Raw genomic sequence first — 22,343 nt, forward strand, 5'->3', positions numbered from 1 at the left:
ATGTGCACCGACCTCAGAACCTTTTTCGACCACACAGACGGTTAATTCCTGTTCTTGTTCATTGGCCATCTGCATAAAGCGGCACGCAGCAGATAATCCCGCTGGCCCGGCACCTACGATGACGACATCAAATTCCATTGACTCACGTTCTGACATCTTCTTATTCTCCTCAGAACTGTTCTACATCAAGTGCCATGATGGCAGCACTTCCTGTTTTCATTGTTTGCAGATGCATTGCTACACGCGGCAAAAAATGCTCACCATAAAAACGCGCACTCACTTGCTTAGCGGTCAGGAATTCATGATCCTCGCCCTCATCAACGCTAAGCGTCAATGCCTTTGCGGCACTGCGCAGCATTAACCAGGCACCACACAAATACCCGAGCGACATCATCAAATTCACCCCAACGGCAGAGGCTTCATCTTTATGATTCAACAGCCAGTCTACCCCATCACGCACTTGCTGTTCAGCATCAATAGCTGTTTTTAATACCAACGCTAATTCCTCACTTACGCTGAGGGTTGTAAATTCATCAGCTATTTCATTCAGCAGTGCATTGACCGACTCGCCTTTATTCATCAGAATTTTACGTCCGACCAGATCCAGCCCCTGAATTCCGGTCGTTCCTTCATAGATAGGAAGAATACGCGCATCCCGGAAAAACTGAGCAGCCCCGGTTTCCTCGATATACCCCATCCCACCTTGGATCTGTACGCCCAACGAAGTCAACTCCTGCGCCAACTCTGTCATCCACCCTTTCACAACCGGTGTATACAGATCCAGACGAGCTTGATGAACCGGTTTAATCTGCTCAGACGCCGCTTTCAACTTATCGGCTTCGGACGCCGCCACGTAGGCCAGTGCACGCATCGCCTCTGACCCTGATCTCATTAACATTAACATGCGTCGCACATCAGGATGCTGAATGATAGCTACCCTGCCGTCTTTTCGAACCGGGCTGTCACGCCCCCCATTCACAACACCAGTCCCCTGGATTCGTTCTTTGGCATAGCGTAATGCGTGCTGATAAGCTCTCTCTGAAATCGCCACCCCCTGCAACCCGACACCCTGCCGGGCATCATTCATCATCGTAAACATGCAAGCTAAGCCCGCATTAGGCTCTCCCACCAAATAACCAATAGCCCCTTCGTTCTCACCGTAACTCATAGTGCATGTCGGGCTGCCGTGAATGCCCAATTTATGCTCGATAGACATCGCCCTGGCATCGTTACGCCTACCGGGCGAGCCATCAATATTAACGATAAATTTAGGCACAATAAACAAAGATATTCCACGCACACCCGCAGGTGCATCGGGTAACCGAGCCAAGACCAGGTGCACGATATTATCGGTCATCTGATGATCACCCCAGGTAATAAAAATCTTCTGTCCGCTAATACGATAATGATCGGCTTCAGGTACTGCTTTGGTTTGAATAGCCGCCAGATCAGAGCCCGCATCGGGCTCTGTCAGGTTCATCGTCGCGGTCCACTCACCGCTCACCATGTTTTGCAGAAATATCGATTTAAGCTCGTCGGATGCATGCACAGTTACTGCTTCGATTGCTCCCTGAGTGAGTAAAGAGCAAAGTGAAAAGGACATATTAGCCGACTGCCAGATTTCCATAACGACTGTGGATAACGTGCGTGGCAGGCCCTGCCCGCCAAATTCAGGCTCCCCGGCTAACGATGCCCAACCGCTCTCGGTAAATTGATGATAGGCATCTTTAAAGCCAGGCGTTTCCTGCACTCCCAACTGAGTGATGGTTGCGCCTTGCTGATCCCCGATCTGATTAAGCGGTGCCAATACCTGATGTGCAAACCTGGCCGCTTCATCCAGGATGGCATCCGTTAGCCCGCTGTCTAATTCATCTTGCTTGAGGCTGCTACAAATACGAGAAAAACCCACAACATGATTTAATACAAATTGTGCATCTCTACGCGGAAAATGGTACTCGCTCATGCTGATCACTCCTGCGACCCTGCCTGGCTAACAGGATCAGTTTTATTTTTTGATACAGAAATGATCACTCACTGGCTGAAAATCAACAATGACAATTCCAGCCGATTCTTTTGACAAAATAGATCAACAACAGATAACAACGCGGGCAAATTTATACAAAATCGTCATATAACATAGCCAAATAACCTCCGGTTATTTTTCAAATTGATGACAATACTCTTCACTACGACGATATTCACCGGGTGTCATCCCCGTCCATTTTTTAAATGATCTGAAAAAAGCAGACGGTTCATCAAATCCCATCAGACCCGCCACATCATTAATCGAAAGTTGTGGTGAGTTCATATAATTCATAGCAGCTGCTTTTCGGCAATCATCTTTAATGACCTGATAAGAGCTTCCCTCATCCAACAAACGGCGGCGTAGCGTAGAAACCGACATATGTAACACCCGTGCCACTTCATCCGCACCGGGCAAGTCACGGCTAAAATCTTTACCAATCATGGCAATCACCTGGGACTTAAGACTCTTATCATCATCGACCATCACATGCAGCTGAAAAGGTGCTGTTTTCAGGAATCCCTTTAAAGTTTCTTCCGTTTGTATGACCGGATAGTCCAAAAAACGAGCGGGAAAGACCAGCGCATTATCATGCTGATTAAACCTAATCTCTGAACGAAAAAGGGTACGATAGTAATCAGCATCCTCTGGTTCAGGAAAGGTAAAATATGCTGCTTTTATTTCAAGCCGTGTACCAATCAACCAACTGGTGAAATGCTGCCATACTGATAATGAGGTACGAATACTGTGGGGTGGTTCATTTTCCAGAAGCATCTGAAATTCTTTATCATTCAGCTCCTGAGTCGGCGCAAAAGATATTTTGGCATATCGACCCCGACGTAAGAGCACCGGTTTAATGCGTGAACCTCTGCAGATTTCATAAAAATCACTGCAACGCCACATTACACGCTCCAATGTTTTACAATGCAAAATAGCATGACACATCATTCTGAATGTTCCGTTAGGCACTTTTCCGCCACTGATCATGCCAAACGACTCATCTTGCGTTATCCAGATAATGCGCTGATATAACTGCCAGAATTTCTGTGCGGGAAATTCCGTCTGGTCTTCAATCTCATCACTACTGATACCCACATGTTCCAGCAAGCTACTGATCTGATAACCCTGCGACTCAGCATGCTTGAGCAGATGTTTGACATAGCCATTAGGCACCGTAATTTTACGCTCCATGATCCCCCCATGAATAACCCGTCGTTTATTTTTATCGTTTTTGTCACTGTTTTTAGATACTAAGAAGCACTGTCAATTTAACTCATGCCTTCTTTTGTCAGTCAATCTGGCGTGAATTGTTATTGTTGTAACGACTTACAGTGTAGATGATTCTAAGCGAGGCAACACTTGTCGAAGTGCTGCCTGATGTAACAAGGAGCTCAACCAGAAGCTCTATACGTTAAATGATAAAAACAGCTATTTCTAATAATTGAGTAGCACTCGCATTTACAAATAATGCATCCATACTGATATATGAGACTTAGCATATAAGCCGCTGCTAAAAAAATAACAATGCAAGGTGATCCAAATGCCAATAAATACCATCAGAGCGACGAATAGCACTCTGCTGCACCCCCGACTATTCAATCGAAAAATACTACCCGCTTTATTAGCAGCCACCCTTGCAGGTCAGGCTAATGCTGTTGAGTTCCAACTCGGTGAAGTCGAAGGTCGTTTTGACTCGCAGTTATCCTTAGGAGCCAGTTGGAGAGTAAAAGATGCTGACCCGAGCCTGATAGCGGAACCCAATGGCGGCACAGGTTTAGGTTCAGGCAGTTTTGACGACGGCACTCAAAACTTTGACAAAGGAGAAACCTTCTCCAAAGTGTTTAAAGGCATACATGAGCTCACTTTGAGCTATGAAAATGTGGGGGCTTTTGTACGGGGAAAATACTGGTCCGACTTCGAGTTAGAAAATGGATCGCGCGCCCACGGTCATACCGAAAATGGCTATGCTGCTAATGATCAGCTTAATGATGATAGTTTTAATGACTATGCTAAATTTTCCGGGGCTGAGATTTTAGATGCCTATGTCTACGGATACTTCGATCTGGGCAACATGCCACTTGATGTACGTCTGGGGAGACAGGTAGTTAACTGGGGTGAAAGCACCTTTATACAAGGTGGTATTAATGTCGTTAATCCATTTGATGTCAGCGCATTCCGCCGTCCGGGATCTGAAATAAAGGAAGGTTTATTGCCTGTTAATATGGCGTTTGCCTCTTTAGGGGTAACCAACAACCTAAGCTTAGAAGCCTACTACCAGCTTAGCTGGGAGCCTACCGTGGAAGATGGTTGCGGAACTTACTTTTCAGCAAACGATTTCGCAGCAGAAGGCTGCAATGGTATTCGTGTAGATGCAGGGGTACTCAATGGTGTTGCCGACAGCACTTATTACAACTTCCTTACTGCAAACGTTGTAAACCGCAATGCCGATGGTAAACGTGATGCCAATGACTCAGGACAATTCGGGTTTGCATTACGTTATTTAGCCGAAGACCTGAATAACACTGAGTTCGGGGTATTCTTTGCTAAGTACCATAGCCGCTTACCCATTATTAGTGGCGTCAAAACGCCCGACCCTACTAACCCCTTCGCATCAGAATATTTTGTTGAATATCCTGAGGATATAAAAATGCTGGGTGTAAGCTGGAACACCAATATTGGTGAGCTGGCATGGTCCGGTGAAATCAGCCATAAGCGCGACATGCCTATTCAGCTAAATGGTCCTATGTTGGTAGCCTCCATGCTGACATTAGGGACAGCTCCCGGAAATCCGGCCAATGGCAGTGTTGTGCCAATTGGTGCTGCCGGGTTAGGCACTGATATCCAGGGGTATACGGCTTTTAATGTTACCCAAGCGCAAACAACCCTGATTAAAACAGTTAACAACGTCTTGGGAGCCAGCCGCCTGGCACTCATTGGCGAACTGGGTTGGACACATATTCATGACTTTGACGAAAGCACGTCTGCTCTAAAGTATGGCCGTAGTGGCGTGTTTGGCTACAGTCCGAGTGACGATGATGGCTTTGTTACACAAGATTCATTCGGATATGTAGCTCGTGCATCTTTAAGTTACCCGAATGCATTCGCCGGTGTAAACCTGACACCACAAGTCAGCTTCAAACATGGTGTTAGCGGGTATGGACCGCAACCTGGTGCTGCATTCAGCGAAGGACAAAAGTCTTTGAATCTAAGCCTGCAAGCCGACTATCTGGAGCGTTACAGTGCGCAGATCTCTTACACTAACTTCTTTGGCGGTAATTACAACGAACTAGCAGACCGCGATTTTATCTCGCTCAGCACTTCAGTATCCTTTTAATAAATCAGCGTGAATATGGAGTAATCAAATGACATCGTACCCAAAGACACTGCTGATCACATCGGCACTGGCTCTCTCGATCAGCGGCATAGTACAGGCAGGCGTGTCCGCACAGGAAGCGGCCCGCTTAGGACAGGATTTAACCCCGATTGGTGCAGAAAAAGCAGGTAACGCTGCAGGCACTATTCCTGCCTGGACGGGTGGATTAAGTTCTTCAGCAGACAGATATACCAATCCCTATGCCAGCGAAGAGCCGCTATTTACTATCACCGCTCAAAACGCTGATCAATACAAAGCCCAGCTATCTCCCGGGCAACTAGCCATGCTGGCAAAGTACGCGGATACATTTAAGATGCATGTTTATCCCACACATCGCTCAGCGGCTCTGCCACAGAAGTTGTATGAAACTATTGCACAAAACGCCACCAACTCAACGTTAATTGAAGACGGTAACGGGATTACTGGTTCGGTTGAGGCCATTCCCTTCCCTATTCCTGCAAACGGCTTAGAAGTCATCTGGAATCATATGACACGTTTTCGTGGTGGCTCGCTAGAGAGAACTTTTGTACAGGTTCCTGTACAAGCCAATGGCGCGTTTACTGCTGTAAGAATCAATGAAAAAATGGCATGGCCGACCTATCTTGCTGATGCGTATGATCCTAAAACTGATGACAACATCCTCTTTTATTTTGTACAAAAAGTAGAAGCCCCTGCGCGCCTAACCGGTAATGTTCTGCTGGTTCATGAGACCATGAATCAGATTACCCAGCCGCGTCAGGCATGGACCTACAATGCCGGACAACGTCGCGTTCGACGAGCGCCTCAGATAGCCTACGACGCACCAGGTACTGCAACAGATGGACAGCGCACTACCGACAACCTGGATATGTTTAATGGCGCACCTGACCGTTACAACTGGAACCTTGTTGGTAAACAAGAACTTTATATTCCTTATAACAGCTTCAAACTGGCTGACCGAGGCCTGAAATATGATGATATCTTACAAGCCGGGCATCTGAATCCTGAACTGACTCGTTATGAATTGCACCGTGTATGGAAAGTTGAAGCTACGCTGAAAGAAGGCGCTCGCCATATCTATGCAAAACGTACTTTCTATATCGATGAAGATAGCTGGCAGGCAGCCATTGTTGATCACTACGATGGGCGTGGTGAGCTTTGGCGTGTCGGTGAGGAGCATGAGTTTCAGTATCGCGATGTAGATGTTCCATGGACCGTCGCTGAAATGCTGTATGACCTGCAGTCAGGTCGCTATCTTGCAGGAAGCCTCACCAACGAAGAAGGTTTAGGTTTTGATTTCACACAGCGCTTTAAACACAACGACTTTACCCCGCAGGCTATCCGGCGTTTAGGTAAATAAGCAACCTCTTAGACTCCCTCTTAAGGCAACACGTTAGACAACATCAAAAGCCCTGAATCAATCAGGGCTTTTATACCTGCAATAAAAAGCTATCCAGCTCCTCTAACTCTATTGGCCTGGAATAATAGTACCCCTGAATCTCATCACACTCTTTAGATTTCAGGAAGTCTATTTGCTCTGCAGACTCAGCGCCTTCTGCAACCACTTTAATATCCAATGCATGAGACATAGCAATGACAGTTTGTACTATCGCCTGATCATCAGGGTCAATGCCGATATCCTGTACAAAACTGCGATCAATCTTCACATAATCAATTGGCATTTTTTTCAAATAACTCAATGATGAATAGCCGGTTCCGAAATCATCGATTGCAATCGTAGCACCCAGCCCCCTGACAGTTAACAGTTGCTCTAAAGTCACCTCAAAAGAGTCGATCAGTGCCGTTTCTGTTATTTCGACTGTTATTGAAGCGACATCCAGTTCAGAAGAGTCATGCATAATGCGTAACGTATTAACCCAACTATCACTTTTAAACTGCTTCGCCGAAATATTAATCGCAACATTAGCCTGCCGAAGGTTAGCAGAATACTGCTTATCCATGGCCACGCGTCTGATTACCCAATCAGTAATCTTCTCAATCTCACCCGATTCCTCAGCTATGGGGATAAACTCAGCAGGAGAAACCATACCAAGCTCCTGACTTTCCCACCGTAACAGTGCTTCATAGCCTGTCACTACGCATTGATGCGGATTCACTTTAGGCTGATAAACTAACCGGTATTCCGAAGATTCAATGGCTGAGCGTAATGCTTGTTTAACCTTAATTAATCGCTGATTTTTTTCATTGATACTAAAATCAAAAAATGAAAAGCGCCCACGACCAAGCTCCTTCGCGTGGTACATGGCAGCATCTGCATGCTTAACTAACAACTCTACATCACTGCCATCTCTTGGAAAAATAGCAATGCCTATACTGGCCCCGATGATAACCTCGTTATTATCAATATAATAAGGATGGCTTAACGACTTAATAATCTGGCTGGCCAAAACAGCCAAACCAGCATCCGTCACAGAACCTGTGACCAGAATAGTAAATTCATCGCCTCCCAGGCGACTCACAACATCAACAACGCGGGTACGTTGCAGCAAGCGCTCAGACACCATAACCAGCAGTCGATCCCCAAACCCATGACCTTGTGAATCATTTACCTCTTTAAAAAAATCCAGATCAATAAACAGCACACCTAAGGACTCTCCACTTCTCTGCGCATGCGCAGTAGCAGAAGCTAAGTTATTCTTAAATGATTCGCGGTTGTGTAAGCCCGTTAATGCATCCCTAAACGCCAGGCGGAGAAGGTTTTCACTGCTTTCTTTCTCCAAAGAGATATCCTGTGAGATAGCGACATACCCAGTAATTTTATTTTCCTGGTTAACAATTGAGTTAATAGAAATCCGTTCGTAATACTCATGACCATTTTTACTTTGACTAATCAACTCGCCTGCCCAATGGCCAAGATCAAACAAAGAGTTCCATATATCCTGATGAACAGCAGTGGATTCCCGCACCCCAATAAAACGAAGATCTTTACCGTAAGCCTCTTCTTTTGCGTATCCTGTCATTTTCAAAAAGGATTGATTTACATCGATAATACGGCGCTTTTCATCCGTTATCACAATAGTTTCGATCGTATTTTCAAAGATGCTGTTTGAAATATTCAGAAGGTTTTCAGCTTGCTCCTGCTCTGACAAATCGGTGGCGATAGTACAGATAGCATAAGCAAGGTTAGTGCTATCAAATAAAGGGAATTTCACCATAAAAAAATGATGTTCTTTACTATTAACCGTAAAAAACACACGTTTACTTATTGCTGCTTCTGTTTTCAACACTTTGGCATCATAACGCGTGAATCGTTCAGCTTCATCATTCGGCAAAATATCGTACACCGTTTGGCCAGTGGCGATATCAATGCGCGGAAAAGTTTCTATAAAACGTTGATTTGCCATTAAATATTGGCCATCCGTATTTTTGATATAGACCATGGATGGAATATTTCGCAAAATACTTTCCAACTGTATATGCCGACTAACCAGCTCTTTGTGATCTTCCTCTATCCTTGCGGCCATCACATCCATTGCACCGGCAATTTCTGCGAGTTCATCTTTTCCCAAAAGGCCTATTCGAGTAGCAAACTCTCCCTCAGCTATTTTTTTTGCGGCACTGATAATCGTACCCAACCGACTATTAATTGTTTTTCGAAAACCAAACCAAAACAACAGACCAAGTAATGCGACTAAAAAAGAGGCCTGCCAAAAAAAACGATCTATTTGATGTAACAGAGGATTTTGACGAATACCTAAGTCAACTTCCAAGACTAATGCCCCCCAACGACTATCTCTTAACCCCTGATTTCCCAGAATATTAATAGGAGCGAGAGCATATAAGGTGTCCTCTTCAGCCAGACTTTCAAAAACAATATGTTTCTTTTTCGAAAGTACTTCCTCCATGATATTTACTTCCAGATGTAGCGGTAAGTCTGAAAAATTTTGTCCCACAAAAACTTGTTTCGATGATGCCACCACATGCAGAGACTCATCAAAAAAAACCAGGTACTTAATTTCCTCATGTACACTATTCGCCGCAATTTCACGTCTTATCCCACTGATATCATTATTTCTGAGCATGTATTCGACACTTCCCTGAATCCTGTCAATCATCGCAACAATATCCTTATAGGCGTCTTCCTGCATTACCGACTTAAGCTGCGGACCTAATACAAAATGATTAAACGACACCAGTGCACATGAGAGAGTGATGATGAAAAGCAGAATGCTACGACGTAATGATATCTGAGGTAATGCCATCATTTTTTATCAACAAATTGGCTATTGATGTAGCCCTCATTAAAGACAGGTTTTGCCAGCAGTCCATTTGATAGCATCAATCTTTCTATTTTTATCGCAGTTTCATTGATGGTCGCGTTCTCAGCTCTCAGTAAGTGCTGATTATCTTCACTGTCCAATAATTTCAATCCCTGCATCGCAATATCCAGCTCTTGGGAAGAGATACCCATCCGAGGCGCCATTTTTAACAGTGCGACCTCTCTATGCTCTTTTATAATCGTAAGGCTTTGAAACCACCCCGCCGTTAATGCCTGGAGTTGCTTAGCTTTTTTTTGAATAACATCCTGTCTCGTTACCAATACATCAAGCACCTCACCGGGAATATCGTTACTCGAAAACAACGTGCGCCCGCCTTGCTTCAACAACTGCGTTTTTACAGGTTCAAAGGTAACGACAGCATCTACCTCACGTTGAGAAAATGCCTGTGCATGACGATCAACTGCCATAAAAACAATATTGATATCTGATAGTACTAACTGGTTGACCTCCAAAAATCGCGCCAGTATATATGCTCCTACCGCCGTACTCTCAACCCCAACTGATTTACCTCTCAATTCTCCGGCAACTTCAATATCTGGCTGAACGATGACAACATCAGCTCCTGCCGAAAAATCTATCCCCATAAAAATGCGTGTATCCGGCCTATCTGCAATTAATGAGATAGCTTCATCCAATGTGAGCGCCGCTACGTCTAATGAGTCATTTCTAAACGCTCTCAGCACCTCACTGGCCGAATTGTATTCAATGATACTAATACGTCCTGGCTCCCAGAGATCCGATGCACGCGCTAAATACAGAGGCTCGTAACCTGGCCAGACATTGGTGCCAACTTTCAATGTGCCTGGTTGCTCACTTGTACACCCTGGTAATGAAAAAATTACGATTAACAGCAGGAAAACAGGCTTATAAAACAGAGAGAACATAAACTATCCATAGTCTTTTCGATTACACATAAGTGTAGCAGTAATAGAAAAAGCCACCCTTCTAAAAGAACAGATAATTTACACATTTGTTCAGCTTATATTCATTTACTATAGATTTTAATGCTCGTGCGGAAGGAATTCGCAATCACATCATTTTTATAGGGAAATAAAAAATGCCTACACTTACGCCTCAGTTTTTTATTCGTACACTCGTCATCACTTTCACCCTGCTAACAGGATCCCAAACATTCGCTGCATCCGCCTGCAAAGGACAAACAGACACGGCCTGCAACCAGAATAACTCATGCTATTGGGTAACAGGATATAAACGTTCAGATGGGGCCAATGTAAAAGGCCACTGCAGAGCTAAACCACAATCCTCAATAAAAGATTCTACTGAAGTAAAAACTACGAAAGAAAGTAAAAAGAGCACGACGTCTGATTCAAAAACCGCTATTAAAAAGGCCAGTACTCAAACTGCAAAAGACCCGGCAACCCGCACTTAGGAATATCCTTTGGATTTTTCATAGCAAGAACGCATATAGGGGGCTGATAGCCCTCTTTTTTGCAAGCTGCGCGATCCTCACAACGTTGCTAAAAAACTTATAGACAGTTTCTCTGTATAAAAGGAGCCCCAAGCTGTGAATAACCTATGAGTCCTTTAATAGGGACGATATAAAACACAGGCGCAAAACACCTGATCACTTTTTGATCAGTTTAATTTAATAACAGATCTGCTGGCCGAATAGTTTTCCAGTACTTATCTACCCAGTAAGGGTTATCCAACCGGGATTTCGTCACACCTTTACTCGATGATGCGTGCATAAACGTTTGATTACCCACGTAAATACCTACATGCCTATCTTTAAAACCAGTTTTAAACAATACCAGATCGCCAGGCCGTACAGAATGACGAGAGACCTCCTCTCCTATATTTGCCTGCCCCTTAGTTGTTCTGGGTAGATAGACATCAAACACCTCCCGATAGGTCCGCGCAACAAAAGCAGAGCAATCGATTCCCCGCTGTGAATTCCCCCCAAACTTATAGGGCGTTCCATTCCAGCGGGAATAATGCGCTTGCAACTGACTTTTTACAGGCATGTAAGCCATCTCATCAGGAGAGTGAGTGTAGGGTTTCTGGCTTGCGCACCCCACCAGCATCGTATTTAAAATGATGCTGACTCCCAAGCCTCTCAGATACAAAAGGGGTTTCCCCTTAACATTTTTTAGATTCATGATTAATCACTAACTACACTTTAGCTAATTACATTACTCTTAGCGTATTACCTACTCACGCCAAAGAAGTTCGCATAGGAAATTCGCATAATTGAGTACTCCGTCATTTCAGTATAGCCCGACAATAACAGAAGACACGTTAAACCTAATAGCCACCTCGCTTTCCCGGCAAGGCCATATCATATTAAAAGATGCATTACCTACTGATCTGATTGATGAACTGCTGACTACCGCTATTAATTACGAAGCACAATTCAAACGGGCAGGGATCGGACGGGAAAACCAACACCAACTTAACCGTGTCGTTCGAACCGATCAAATCAGATGGATTGATGCAACCAACCCTGTTGAAGCGGCCTACCTGTGCGAAATGGAAGCATTACGTGTTGCTATGAATAAGCGGTTATTCATGGGTCTTTTTGATTACGAGGCAAATTTTGCCCATTACCCATCCGGTGCTTTCTATAAAAAACACCTTGATGCATTTAAAGGAGAGACGAACCGTATACTCACAACCGTATTCTATTTAAATGAACAATGGGGCGACACTGACGGTGGTGACCTTGTTATCTATGACCTTGCGGACCAAAAGCTTCTACAAGTCAAACCGGAAGCCGGGACCCTGGTTGTATTTTTAAGTGATGAGTTCCCTCATGAAGTAAAAAAAACCTTCAGAGACCGATATAGCATTGCCGGATGGTTCAGAGTTAATAACTCATCCGTGAACAGAGCTGACCCTCCTCTTTAAGTAGGCGGGTTAAATAAGCGGATAGGTTTTAATGGCTTATCATATTATGAAAATCTGGAATAATATCTTTGTACAGTGTGGGTGTTACGCTGCTGTTCAGGTAGTACACTTACAATGACTCATGGACTGGTTATATAAAACTGAGGAAACCGAAGCATGGCTAAACTGACTGATATCAAAGGCATTAACGAAACCTCTGCAGAAAAACTGAAAGTCGCCGGAGCAACGACCCAGGAAAGCTTCCTGACTGCTTGCGGTGATAAAAAAGGACGCAAAGAAGTTGCCGCAAAAACAGGAATTGATGAGAAAGAGATTCTTGGCTGGTTGAACCGTGCAGATTTGGCACGCATTAAAGGCGTCAGCACACTCTATGCGGATCTGCTGGAACTGGCAGGCGTTGATACTGTACCAGAACTGGCTCAGCGCAACGGTGCAAACCTGCATGCGAAAATGGATGAGTGCAACAGTGAGCAGAAATTGGTAGAAAAAATGCCAGCCGCATCTCAGGTAGAAGAGTGGGTCAAGCAGGCTAAAGCGCTACCACGCGCCATTCACTACTAAGAAAATTTATTCTGAAAAGCCTCAAGCGGCAAGTGATCTCACTTGCCGTTTTTACTATTATGCTCTCCTGTAATAAGCATTTCTGGTAAGATGGACTCTGATAACAAATTTTCAGAGAGTAGCACACGGTGTTCACAGATTTTTCACTTGATACGCGTTTGCTAAAAGCACTCGACGCACTGTCCTTTTCAACGCCAACTGAAGTACAAAAAGCCACGATACCTGCGGCTATGGCTGGCAAGGATCTATTAGTAACCGCCGAAACAGGCAGCGGCAAGACAGCAGCCTTTGCCTTACCTATATTAAATGCCATGCTGGACAATCCCACGCCGCAAAGTGGCGCGCGTGCCTTGATTCTCACACCCACCCGGGAACTAGCACAGCAGGTCATGAATCACATTACTGACCTGTCGCAGTTCAATTTTATGAAAGCCGATACCGTATGTGGTGGTGAGACATTCAAACCACAAGCAGCCAGACTCAGAAAAAATCCTGAAATACTGGTAGCAACACCCGGACGCCTCATTGATCACCTGGACAGAAAAACGATAAGTTTAGATGATATCGAATTCTTAATTCTGGATGAAGCCGATCGAATGCTGGACATGGGTTTTCAGGAAGATGTCGAGCGTATCTGCAACACCTGCCCGGAAAACCGCCAGACGATGCTTTTCTCAGCAACATTAGCTCATACGGGCATGCGTTCTGTCATCACAACCTCTTTGAAAGATCCCGTTTCGATCAAGCTAAGCAGCCACAGAGAAGTACACTCCAGCATCCGTCAGCAGGTCATTCTCTCTAACGACGCATCGCTGAAAGACAAGCAACTGGTCTGGCTACTGAAAAACGATACGTTTGATAAAGCCATTGTGTTCACCAACACCATCATCAATGCTACGCGTCTCAATGGTTACTTGCGATACCACGACATACGAGCCGGTGTGATTCATGGCAATCTGACACAAGAACAACGTAATCATGCAATGGGGCTGCTGGCCAGTGGAAAGATCAACGTACTGGTAGCGACCGATGTTGTCGCCAGAGGGATTGATGTCAAAGGTATCGACCTGGTTATCAATGTTGAGATGTCCCGCAGCGGTGATGATCACACACACCGGGTTGGCAGAACCGGCAGAGCTGGCGAACAAGGCGTTGCTATCTCACTGATAGGTCCGACCGAATGGAATCTGATGTCCAGCATTGAGCGCTACCTTAAAACTCAATTTGAAAAGCGAGTTATAAAAGGTTTAGAGGGTAGCTATACCGGACCAAAAAAACTAAAAGCATCGGGTAAAGCAGCAGGAACCAAAAAGAAAAAACTTGATAAAAAAGCAGCTCAAGCTAAACCCAAGTCTAAAACGGATAAGAAGAAACCAGCACCTCGTTCGGGCGAACAAAAAAACCGTGCTGTTCTGGATGGATTTGCGCCTTTAAAAAGAAAGTAGTCTTATATAAAAGCAGGATGCCCTCCCGACGATGCTGTATCAGCTCATCAGAGGGCGCTCTGTTTGTTCATATGTTCGTGACAGATGCTCACCGTATGAGACAGCGGTTGTGGTTTGGATAACCAGTATCCTTGTATATAATCACACCCGAACTGCTGTAAGACCTCCAACTGCCCTGGCTCTTCAACACCTTCTGCGATGACAAGAATACCCAGAGCCCTGCCCATTTTTATAATAACTTCTACCAGAGTTTTGTCTTGCTCATCAATTAACAGATCCTGGATAAAGCTTTTATCGATTTTCAGATAATCTACCGGATAGGTACGCAGATAGTTGATGGCAGAGTAACCCGTGCCAAAATCATCAATGGCAAACTGAACGCCGATATCCCTGAGTGAAGAGATGACATTTACCCGTGCGGAGTTCTGATCCATAAACAAAGATTCTGTGATTTCAAAAATAAAACGGTGACTGTCAACACCATTTGCCTTAAAAATATTTTTCCAGGTTTCGTATGCTTTTTCAGAATGAAACTCACTCACCGAGCGATTAACCGATATTTTCACGTCAATATCTGCATCCAGCAAAACCCGCATATCTTTACATGCTTGTTGCAATACCCAATTGCCTATACTCACAATCGCACCGGTACGCTCAGCAATCGGAATAAACGCATCCGGCATTACCCAACCCTTGTCAGGATGCATCCAACGAATCAGAGCTTCACATTTTTCAATTTGGTTGGTTCTGATGTTCAGGATTGGCTGATAATGAAGCTCGAATTCATCCGCATTCAAGCCTCGCAGAATATCATTATGCACCTGCAAATGCTGCTCAGCTTCCTCACGCATCCCTTCATTAAAGAAAAAGTGACTATTACGGCCAGCACGCTTTGCGGTATACATGGCCTGATCAGAGTGCAGCAGCAAACTCGTTACATCCTCTCCATCGACCGGGTACATTGCAATACCGATACTCGCTGTCACCGAAAAAGGGTGCTCCCCGATATTGAAAGGTTGTTGAATGCTACTCTGGAGTTTTTCAGCTAAAAGATCAGCCTGTATCACGTCCTGAACATTTCGCAATACGATGACAAACTCATCGCCACCAAGGCGTGCCACAATATCCGAATCACGGGCTGAATGCTGCAATCGCAAAGCAAATTCAATAAGCAGCTCATCGCCGGCACTATGGCCGAGACTATCGTTTACCTGTTTAAAGTGATCTATATCGATAAAAAAAATAGCGAAATCAAGCCTCTCTCGACGCACTTCCTTTAACAGACTTTTTAAGCGCTGGCTGAAATAAAAACGATTAGGCAGGCCTGTTAATGCATCAAAGTTAGCCCGATAGTTAGCGATAGTGACTGCCTGGACTTTTTGTTGATAAACCAGTCTCAGAAAATAACCAGCCGCGCCCATGATAATGGCTAAAAAGAATGCGCTCGCCCACAATATATAGATCCTTTTAGTAGATACGGACCAACCGTTCTCAGGCAAAACAGCCAGCTGCCATTCTCCATGAGGCAAGCTGATATTTGTCATGACAGCCTCCTTTCCAAAAGCCTGTTCTGACCCGTAAAAGAACGCGCCATTAGAGCCGGAGCCATCTTTTCCGCGAATACCCAATAGTAAGCCATAATGTTTTTCAGAAAGACCGGCAGCTTCCAGCAATTTCTGGTAATCAAGAACAGCGGATATAATCCCCCATAACGGGGAATCAATTTGATTACCCAGGTAAACAGGTAACCGGGCGATCAACGCTTCTCCGCCCTGCACTAACTGCAGAGGCCCCGAAAGCACCGTATTATTCAACTGAATGGCATCAAGAACGGAACGCACCTGGTCTTTATTGGCCGTATAATTTAAGCCGATTGCTTTTTCATTACCGGCTAACGGATAGACATATTTCACGGTCAGATCAGGCGCTAAAGCGACATGACGAATATGCAGCTCCTCTGACAGTAACGCTTCCATCAACTCATCTAGTCGATACTGCCCCATCTCCGGATTGATGATAACTTCGGCCTTCAACGCTTTAAGTACAGCAAGATTAGCGTTGATCTCGCCTTCCAGACGTGCACGAATAATGCCCACCTGGCTTGCCGCCCTGAATAAAGCTTCACCCTTAAGTCGCTCAACTTCACTTTGGATAAACAATGCAGATATAGATAAAACCAACAGCCCAGCCAGAACAGCCGACCAGACAGGGCTATGGAAAAATAATCTTTTAATAATCGGGAGAAGCCTCACCTTCTTTTACCGTTTGGATTCAAAAAAATGCCTTCCATTAATATCGATAACTTTAGTAAAGAATATGAACTAACTAACCCATTAGCATCAGCCATTTCATAAAATAAAACAGTTATTTCAGGTCAACCACTTTACCTGGATTCATCAGATTATCCGGATCCAGTGCACGTTTAATTATTTTCATCAATTCAATGCCTGCCGGCAATTCATCCATTAGATAATTTTTTTTCCCTTGCCCGATACCATGCTCCCCGGTACAAGTCCCCCCCATTTTCAAAGCCCGCCGGATAAGACTTGCATGAAACGCTTCTATCATTTTCATTTCAACCGCATTAGTCGGATCAACGGCAGACACAACATGAAAATTACCGTCGCCGACATGACCAGCAATGGGCATTGATAAACCCATTTTCTCAATATCAGCCACCGTTTCCAGAATACAATCCGCTAATTGTGAGATAGGCACACCCACATCCGTTGAAAAAATTCTGGCATTTGGACGCATCGCACGGGCAGCATAAGCAAAATCGTGGCGGGCCTGCCAAAGAGCATTCCTATCTTCTGTATTCAACGCCCAGGCAAAATCACTTCCCTGATGATCTGTAGCCAGTTCGCTAACAATTTCGGCCTGCTCTTTAACCCAGGCATTCGTACCATGAAACTCTAAAAAAAGATGGGGTAACAATGGGTAGTCTTTATCGCTGTAACGGTTAACGGCATCAATGGCAACTGCATCTAACAACTCAACCCGAGCGATAGGCACCCCCATTTGAATAGTCTGTATAACCGTTTCAACGGCGCCTTGTAATGATGAAAAAGAACACACAGCGGCAGAGATTGCTTCGGGAATAGCATGCAAGCGTAAAGTAACTTCGCAGATAACTCCCAACGTCCCTTCAGAGCCAACGAAAAGGCGCGTCAGGTCATAACCCGCTGCTGATTTTCGCGCCCGGCTACTGGTTTTGACAATTTTACCGTCAGCCATCACAACGGTTAGCGATAATACGGCTTCACGCATTGTGCCGTAACGTACCGCATTGGTTCCGGAAGCCCGTGTTGCCGCCATCCCACCAATTGACGCGTCCACACCCGGGTCGATAGGAAAGAGGACCCCCTGATCGCGGATATATTCATTCAACTGCTTGCGGGTTACTCCCGCCTGGACTGAACAATCCATATCCTCTGCTGAAACACTCAACACCCTATTCATCAGTGACATGTCTATGCTCAAACCTCCCTGACAAGCATTGACTCCACCTTCCATTGCAGTGCCGGTACCAAAGGGCAGCATAGGCATGTGGTGTCGCATACAGATCCGGGCGATTTCAGAAACTTCAGACGTGCTTTTAGGAAAGGCTACGGCATCGGGGGAGGCTGGCAAATGAAATGATTCATCATGAGCATGGTGCAGGCGAACACTGGTCGATGTGTCAAACCGGGAACCAAGCAAGCGCCGCAACTCATTCAAAGCTCCTGTAAAATTAGCTGTCATTCACCTCCTCCTACAGCAGCCAAGCGACTCGCACGTCAGATATTCCTTACTCCTATAGTAGTATAATTAACCGAGAATTTCCTGAAAAAAACAATAATCACTTACCGTTTTGTATTATCAATATACTCCGGCTTTCCGGACTCAAAAGCGCGATCCAATTGGCCTATATCCAGCACAGGTGCGGCATCAATGTGCTGCGCATCCAGCATATAAGCGACTCTCTCCAGGCTTGCCAGCACCATGGACTGCTCCCAACTTTGCATATCGTCAAAACGTCGAACAAACATATCCTGCTGAGTAGTTGGCGCACCTTTCATCAACTCTATCGCATCGTTGGTCAGATAGATCCAGACTTTGCGCTTATCCTCTCGTCCACGCTCACGATTAATCATCTGTTTCCTTTCCAGACGATCCAAAATACTGGTAACTGTCGCCTGCGCCAGCCCCATCTTTTTGGCCAGCTCACCCGTGGTTAATGGCGTGTGCATGCGCAATGTCTGCAATACCATTAATTGCGGCAAGGTTAATCCAGTAGACTGGCTGATATGCTTCTCTTGCATATCCGTTGCGCGAATAATCTGCCTTAACAATACCAATACATCATGACTCTTACCCATAGCATCACTAAACATCTAAGATAAAAAAGTTAATGATATAATAAAAATATTTATTTTTTCTAATTAAACACACCCTTTTCAGACAAAATAAACATAGCAATACGAAGTAAAAATTCAATAAAATCTCTAAAAAAACCAGAAAAACATCTTTAAATATAATAAAAACCCAAACCTTCAACATGCCAACCTTCTGTGTTACTATAAAAAACCATCGCATTACTAAGCATTAGAAGAGCAATGAATTTTACTGATATACACTTTCGCCTTCCGCTTGCGGAAGATGGAATGGCTGTTCACCAACTTATCAGCCGCTGCCCACCTCTTGACCCAAATTCCGCCTATTGCAACCTGTTACAGTGTTCTGACTTTTCAAACACCTCGATCATAGCCGTCACCCCTGACAATCAGGTCATTGGTTTTATTTCTGGATATTTACCACCACAACGCCTGGAAACCTTGTTTGTCTGGCAGGTTGCGCTTGATGAAAAATGGAGGGGCAAAGGCTTAGCAAAACAGATGCTATCAAATCTATTTGACCGTCAAAAAAACGTAAGCCATCTCGAAACAACCATTTCACCTGGCAATGTTGCTTCAGAACAACTCTTCGAGCGCTTCTTTGAATCCCGTAACATGCGGGTCGAAAAAACAGTCCGCTTTAGCCGGCTACATCACTTTGATAACCAACACCCCGATGAAGTGCTCTACCGGGGCGGCCCTGACTAGGGCATTTTTCCTTCAGCACATATCACCGCTGTAGCAAGCCTACAGCAAGCACATTCCCACTGAGAACAAACATCACGGATGAAAATAATCTGTGAAGGAGAATATTTTGAATACTTTTGAACATCACGAATCAAGTGTAAGAAGCTACTGTCGCTCATTTCCGGCCACCTTTAAACAAGCGAAGGGAGCCAACCTGATTGACGAAGAGGGTAAAGAGTATCTGGACTTTCTCGCTGGTGCAGGGTCACTCAATTATGGTCACAACAACCCTGTTTTAAAACATGCCCTGATGACATATATCGAATCAGATGGACTGACACATGGGTTAGACATGTATTCCAGCGCCAAAGAACACTTTATTGAGCGCTTTCAAAACATCATTCTCAAGCCACGTGGTTTAAAAAATTATGTGATGCAATTTACCGGACCAACCGGTTCCAATGCGGTAGAAGCCGCTCTCAAACTGGCGAGAAAAGTAAAAGGGCGCGAAAATATTATTGCGTTCACAAATGGCTTTCATGGTGTAACAGGCGCTTCATTGAGCTGTACAGCGAACCAGCATCATCGCGGTGGAGCGGGCACTTCATTAAACCATGTATCCCGCATGCCATTTGACGGTTATTTCGGCGAGAACACCAATACACTTGCCATGATTGATAAACTACTCAGCGACCCCAGCAGCGGTATTGATAAACCCGCCGCTGTAATTCTGGAGACCATTCAGGGCGAAGGCGGACTAAATGTCGCGTCTTCAGCCTGGCTCAAAGGCCTGCGAAAACTGTGTGATAAACATGACATGCTGATGATTATTGATGATATTCAAGCGGGTTGTGGCCGCTCAGGTGATTTTTTCAGCTTCGAAGAAGCCGGCATAAAACCCGATATCATCACACTCTCTAAATCTATCAGCGGATATGGTTTACCCATGGCTTTAACCATCTTCCGCAAAGATCTGGATATTTGGAAACCCGGTGAGCATAACGGCACATTCCGTGGCAACAACCATGCCTTCATTACCGCAGCCACAGCCATAGATACCTATTGGCACGATAATCTTTTCTCTAAAGATATCAAAGAGAAAGGAAATCTACTCAGAAAACGCTTACGCAACATCGCAGACCGATTCGGCCCGGAATCATTAAAACTGAAAGGCCGCTGCATGATGAGTGGAATCGAATGCCCTTCCGAAGAGATTGCTGGCCAGGTTGTTCAATCCGCTTATAAGAAAGGGCTGATAATTGAAACCTGCGGCAACCGCGACCAGATAGTGAAATGTTTCGCTCCACTGACCATATCCAACGAAGAACTGGAGCGGGGACTCAACCTGCTTGAAAAAGCCTTTAGCGAAGTAACCAGCAATATCGCCACAGCCGCTGCTTCTTAAGACCCGGGAGAAAAGAACACAATGATAGTCAGAAATTTATGCGACATTGAAGACACAGAACGCACCATCAAAGCCGAAAACTGGGAAAGCACGCGCATGTTATTGAAAAATGACAACATGGGCTTTTCGTTTCACATCACAACCATCTATGCCAACACAGAAACGCATATCTGGTATCAAAACCATCTCGAATCAGTATTTTGTATGAGTGGTGACGGTGAGATTGAAACGCTGGCTGACGGGAAAATTTATCCCATCAAACCCGGCACCCTTTATATTCTCGACAAGAATGATGAGCACCTGTTACGCGCAAACAACGAGATGAAAATGGCTTGCGTGTTTAACCCACCGCTTAATGGTAAAGAAACACATAATGCAGACGGCGTATACCCGCTTGAAGCGGATAGCGTTACCTAACAAAGTGGAGGGATTAAAACCATGTCTAATGATATATATCCATCAAGACAAGAGCAGACTGCCAGCCTGACACTACGCAAAGACCCGGTGCTTTACTCTGAAAAAACAGAAAATGCTCCGCTAACAGCCAACTTGCTTGATCAATTTGAAGAGCAGGGTTACATGCTATTAGCTGATCTTTTTAGTCCACAAGAAGTAGCCACCTTCTCAGAAGCGATTAAAATGTTGCAGCAAGACGACGCTGTGCGCCAAACACCCCAAGCGGTAACAGAAGCGGATAACGGCTTATTGCGATCTGTTTTTCAGATTCATCAGAATCACCCTCTGTTTGCCAATGTCGCTAAAGATGAACGTATTACCGATATCGCTCGTTTTATTCTGGGAGGTGATATCTACATTCACCAATCCAGACTCAACTTCAAGCCAGGCTTAAAAGGTAAAGAGTTTTACTGGCATTCTGACTTTGAAACCTGGCATGTTGAAGATGGCATGCCACGCATGCGAGCACTTAGCTGCTCCATATTTCTGACGGATAATAATGCCAAAAATGGCGCTCTTATGCTCATGCCAGGCTCGCATAAAGAGTATCTAAGCTGTATCGGCGAAACACCAAAAGATCACTACTTACAATCTCTGAAACAACAAACGTTTGGCATACCCGATGACGACAGCCTGCATCACCTGGCCGATAAATATGGTATTGATTGCGCTGAAGCCAAAGCAGGCTCTGTATTATTTTTTGATTGTAATACCATGCATGGCTCAAACAGCAACATAACGCCGGACCCACGTAGCAATTTATTCTTTGTTTTCAATCACATTGATAACAAAGTGACTGACCCTTTCTGTACCCGGGCACCCAGGCCTGAATTTATCGCGACACGGAAAAACATCACCGCTCTCTGAGC

Annotated in this window: 19 protein-coding genes; 10 read left to right on the forward strand and 9 right to left on the reverse strand. The window is 44.8% G+C overall.

The features are described 5' to 3' along the window. The 3 genes from ABY436_RS07725 to ABY436_RS07735 form a co-directional block, all read right to left on the reverse strand. Window positions 1-156 (reverse strand): FAD-binding protein (locus ABY436_RS07725; RefSeq protein WP_372738432.1); only part of this gene is annotated, 156 nt, incomplete at its 3' end. A gap of 13 nt (window positions 157-169) precedes the next feature. Further along, entirely contained in the window at window positions 170-1,963 is a 1,794-nt protein-coding gene (locus ABY436_RS07730; RefSeq protein WP_372738405.1) for an acyl-CoA dehydrogenase, read from the reverse strand. 192 nt (window positions 1,964-2,155) lie between these two features. Further along, complete coding sequence (locus ABY436_RS07735; RefSeq protein ID WP_372738406.1) at window positions 2,156-3,214, reverse strand: AraC family transcriptional regulator ligand-binding domain-containing protein; 1,059 nt, start codon at window positions 3,212-3,214, stop codon at window positions 2,156-2,158. 349 nt (window positions 3,215-3,563) lie between these two features. Here ABY436_RS07735 and ABY436_RS07740 point away from each other — a divergent pair, with 349 nt between their 5' ends. After that, window positions 3,564-5,357: a DUF1302 domain-containing protein gene (locus ABY436_RS07740; protein ID WP_372738407.1), complete on the forward strand. Its 1,794-nt coding sequence runs from the start codon at window positions 3,564-3,566 to the stop codon at window positions 5,355-5,357. Between the two features lie 28 nt (window positions 5,358-5,385). Next, on the forward strand, window positions 5,386-6,735 hold the full coding sequence (locus ABY436_RS07745; RefSeq protein ID WP_372738408.1) for a DUF1329 domain-containing protein: 1,350 nt from the start codon (window positions 5,386-5,388) through the stop codon (window positions 6,733-6,735). Window positions 6,736-6,805: 70 nt separating this feature from the next. On the opposite strand, the gene ABY436_RS07750 is transcribed toward ABY436_RS07745, so the two are convergent. Together ABY436_RS07750 and ABY436_RS07755 are read right to left on the reverse strand one after the other, a co-directional pair. Further along, window positions 6,806-9,601 (reverse strand): EAL domain-containing protein, encoded by a 2,796-nt coding sequence (locus ABY436_RS07750; RefSeq protein WP_372738409.1) that lies wholly within the window; start codon window positions 9,599-9,601, stop codon window positions 6,806-6,808. Next, window positions 9,598-10,560 carry an ABC transporter substrate-binding protein gene (locus ABY436_RS07755; RefSeq protein WP_372738410.1) on the reverse strand — a complete coding sequence of 321 codons (963 nt, stop codon included), beginning with the start codon at window positions 10,558-10,560 and terminating at the stop codon, window positions 9,598-9,600. The genes ABY436_RS07750 and ABY436_RS07755 overlap by 4 nt, the downstream gene beginning before the upstream one ends. Window positions 10,561-10,733: 173 nt before the next feature. On the opposite strand from ABY436_RS07755, the gene ABY436_RS07760 reads away from it, so the two are divergent. Beyond that, on the forward strand, window positions 10,734-11,066 hold the full coding sequence (locus ABY436_RS07760) for a hypothetical protein (RefSeq protein WP_372738411.1): 333 nt from the start codon (window positions 10,734-10,736) through the stop codon (window positions 11,064-11,066). Window positions 11,067-11,277: 211 nt separating this feature from the next. On the opposite strand, the gene ABY436_RS07765 is transcribed toward ABY436_RS07760, so the two are convergent. Next, the gene (locus tag ABY436_RS07765; RefSeq protein ID WP_372738412.1) at window positions 11,278-11,796 is read right to left on the reverse strand and encodes an NlpC/P60 family protein; all 519 of its coding nucleotides are present in this window, start codon (window positions 11,794-11,796) and stop codon (window positions 11,278-11,280) included. A gap of 91 nt (window positions 11,797-11,887) precedes the next feature. Between ABY436_RS07765 and ABY436_RS07770 the strand changes: the two genes are divergently transcribed. The 3 genes from ABY436_RS07770 to ABY436_RS07780 all read left to right on the forward strand — a co-directional run bounded on the left by ABY436_RS07770 (window position 11,888) and on the right by ABY436_RS07780 (window position 14,550). Further along, on the forward strand, window positions 11,888-12,544 hold the full coding sequence (locus ABY436_RS07770; RefSeq protein WP_372738413.1) for a 2OG-Fe(II) oxygenase: 657 nt from the start codon (window positions 11,888-11,890) through the stop codon (window positions 12,542-12,544). A gap of 156 nt (window positions 12,545-12,700) precedes the next feature. Continuing rightward, the gene (locus ABY436_RS07775) at window positions 12,701-13,105 is read left to right on the forward strand and encodes a DUF4332 domain-containing protein (RefSeq protein WP_090729029.1); all 405 of its coding nucleotides are present in this window, start codon (window positions 12,701-12,703) and stop codon (window positions 13,103-13,105) included. Window positions 13,106-13,233: 128 nt separating this feature from the next. Further along, the gene (locus ABY436_RS07780) at window positions 13,234-14,550 is read left to right on the forward strand and encodes a DEAD/DEAH box helicase (protein WP_372738414.1); all 1,317 of its coding nucleotides are present in this window, start codon (window positions 13,234-13,236) and stop codon (window positions 14,548-14,550) included. Between the two features lie 47 nt (window positions 14,551-14,597). Here ABY436_RS07780 and ABY436_RS07785 read toward each other — a convergent pair whose 3' ends face one another. The 3 genes from ABY436_RS07785 to ABY436_RS07795 form a co-directional block, all read right to left on the reverse strand. Then, entirely contained in the window at window positions 14,598-16,730 is a 2,133-nt protein-coding gene (locus ABY436_RS07785; protein WP_372738415.1) for an EAL domain-containing protein, read from the reverse strand. A gap of 184 nt (window positions 16,731-16,914) precedes the next feature. Beyond that, complete coding sequence (locus ABY436_RS07790) at window positions 16,915-18,294, reverse strand: FAD-binding oxidoreductase (protein ID WP_372738416.1); 1,380 nt, start codon at window positions 18,292-18,294, stop codon at window positions 16,915-16,917. 101 nt (window positions 18,295-18,395) lie between these two features. After that, window positions 18,396-18,911 carry a MarR family winged helix-turn-helix transcriptional regulator gene (locus tag ABY436_RS07795; RefSeq protein ID WP_372738417.1) on the reverse strand — a complete coding sequence of 172 codons (516 nt, stop codon included), beginning with the start codon at window positions 18,909-18,911 and terminating at the stop codon, window positions 18,396-18,398. Between the two features lie 237 nt (window positions 18,912-19,148). Between ABY436_RS07795 and ectA the strand changes: the two genes are divergently transcribed. The 4 genes from ectA (at window position 19,149) to thpD (ending at window position 22,341) form a co-directional block, all read left to right on the forward strand. Next, window positions 19,149-19,634, forward strand: a complete 486-nt coding sequence (gene ectA / locus ABY436_RS07800; RefSeq protein WP_372738418.1) for a diaminobutyrate acetyltransferase — start codon at window positions 19,149-19,151, stop codon at window positions 19,632-19,634. Window positions 19,635-19,740: 106 nt separating this feature from the next. Then, entirely contained in the window at window positions 19,741-21,018 is a 1,278-nt protein-coding gene (gene ectB / locus ABY436_RS07805; protein ID WP_372738419.1) for a diaminobutyrate--2-oxoglutarate transaminase, read from the forward strand. 21 nt (window positions 21,019-21,039) lie between these two features. Next, complete coding sequence (locus tag ABY436_RS07810) at window positions 21,040-21,435, forward strand: ectoine synthase (protein WP_372738420.1); 396 nt, start codon at window positions 21,040-21,042, stop codon at window positions 21,433-21,435. 21 nt (window positions 21,436-21,456) lie between these two features. Then, a complete protein-coding gene (thpD, locus tag ABY436_RS07815) occupies window positions 21,457-22,341 on the forward strand; it encodes an ectoine hydroxylase (protein ID WP_372738421.1) in 885 nt (294 codons plus the stop codon). Window positions 22,342-22,343 lie beyond the last annotated feature (2 nt).

Source organism: Neptunomonas sp. (genome assembly GCF_041601355.1).
In the GTDB taxonomy this organism is placed as follows: domain Bacteria; phylum Pseudomonadota; class Gammaproteobacteria; order Pseudomonadales; family Balneatricaceae; genus Neptunomonas.